Source organism: Actinosynnema sp. NPDC023658 (assembly GCF_040639995.1).
In the GTDB taxonomy this organism is placed as follows: domain Bacteria; phylum Actinomycetota; class Actinomycetes; order Mycobacteriales; family Pseudonocardiaceae; genus Actinosynnema.
The window spans coordinates 1-1,729 of sequence record NZ_JBFAAX010001111.1; the positions used below are offsets into that span (position 1 = coordinate 1).

Below are 1,729 nucleotides of genomic sequence, written 5' to 3' on the forward strand. Positions count from 1 at the left end.
CGGACAGGAGGGGCGCGGCACGTCGACGGACCGCGCGCGGGTGTACCAGCACGCCGGGCTGCTGCCGAGGCGCACGGCCCAGCGCAACGTCGAGCACCCGCTGGCGCTGCAAGGCGTGCCGCGCGCCGAACGGCGTGCCCGCGCGTCGGCCTGGCTGGACCGGGTGGGGCTGGCCGGGTTCGGCCGGCACCTGCCCCGGGAGCTGTCCGGCGGGATGAGGCAGCGCGTGCAGCTGGCGCGGACGCTGGCCCAACGACCGAAGGTGGTGCTCATGGACGAGCCGTTCGCCGCGCTCGACGCGCAGACCAGGGCGGACATGCAGCGACTCGTGGTCGAGGTGCTGAGGGAGGCGGGCACGACCACCGTCTTCGTCACCCACGACGTGGACGAGGCCGTGCTGCTCGGTGACCGCGTGGTGGTGCTCGGCGCGGGCGAGGTCGACGTCCGGCGCGAGGCGATCCTGGCGGCGGTGATGGCGTGACGACACCGCTGGAGGTCCCCGACGTGTCCCGGCGCGTCCACCTGGAGTGCGACGTGCTGGTGATCGGCGGCGGCACGGCCGGCTCGATGGCCGCGATCACCGCCGCCGAGCACGGCCGCGACGTGCTGCTGCTGGAGAAGGCCCACGTCCGGCACTCGGGCGCGCTCGCGATGGGCATGGACGGGGTCAACAACGCCGTCATCCCCGGCAAGGCCACGCCCGAGGACTACGTCGCCGAGATCACCAAGGCCAACGACGGCATCGTGGACCAGCGCACCGTCATGCAGACGGCGACCCGGGGGTTCGCCATGGTGCAGCGGCTGGAGCGCTACGGCGTGAAGTTCGAGAAGGACTCCTACGGCGACTACCACGTGCGCCAAGTCCACCGGTCCGGCAGCTACGTGCTGCCCATGCCGGAGGGCAAGGACGTCAAGAAGGTGCTGTACCGGGTGATGCGCGAGCGCCGGATGCGCGAGCGCATCCGGATCGAGAACCGGGTGATGCCGGTGCGCGTGCTGGTCTCCGGGGGCCGGGCGGTCGGCGCCGCCGGGTTCAACACCCGCACCGGCGAGTTCGTCACCGTCTCCGCCGGCTCGGTCATCCTCGCCACCGGCGCGTCCGGGCGGCTGGGCCTGCCCGCCAGCGGCTACCTCTACGGCACCTACGAGAACCCCACCAACGCGGGCGACGGCTACTCCATGGCCTACCACGCGGGCGCGGAGCTGTCCGGCATCGAGTGCTTCCAGGTCAACCCGCTGATCAAGGACTACAACGGGCCGGCGTGCGCGTACGTCGGCAACCCGTTCGGCGCCTACCAGGTCAACCGGCTGGGCGAGCGGTTCGTGGACTGCGACTACTGGTCCGGGCAGATGATGGCGGAGGTGGCCCGCGAGATCGCCTCCCCGCGCGGCCCGGTGTACCTGAAGGTGACCCACCTGCCCGAGGAGTCGATCGCCGCCCTCGAGGGGATCCTGCACACCACCGAACGGCCCACGCGCGGCACGTTCCACGCCGGGCGCGGGCACGACTACCGCACCCACGACATCGAGATGCACATCTCCGAGATCGGGTTGTGCGGCGGGCACTCGGGGTCCGGCGTGTGGGTCGACGAGAACGGCGCCACCACCGTGCCGGGCCTGTACGCGGCGGGCGACCTGGCGTGCGTGCCGCACAACTACATGATCGGCGCGTTCGTGTTCGGCGACCTCGCGGGCGCGCACGCGTCGCGGCACGGCGGCACGCCCGGAC

2 protein-coding genes are annotated in these 1,729 nt (G+C 72.5%); both read left to right on the top strand.

What is annotated here, in order from left to right; all coding sequences use genetic code 11:
• Window positions 1-481, top strand: a 481-nt coding sequence (locus AB0G02_RS38620; RefSeq protein ID WP_360804997.1) for an ATP-binding cassette domain-containing protein, incomplete at its 5' end; no start/stop codon positions are given.
• Window positions 482-567: 86 nt separating this feature from the next.
• A partial coding sequence (locus AB0G02_RS38625; RefSeq protein ID WP_360805000.1) for a fumarate reductase/succinate dehydrogenase flavoprotein subunit occupies window positions 568-1,729 on the top strand: 1,162 nt, incomplete at its 3' end.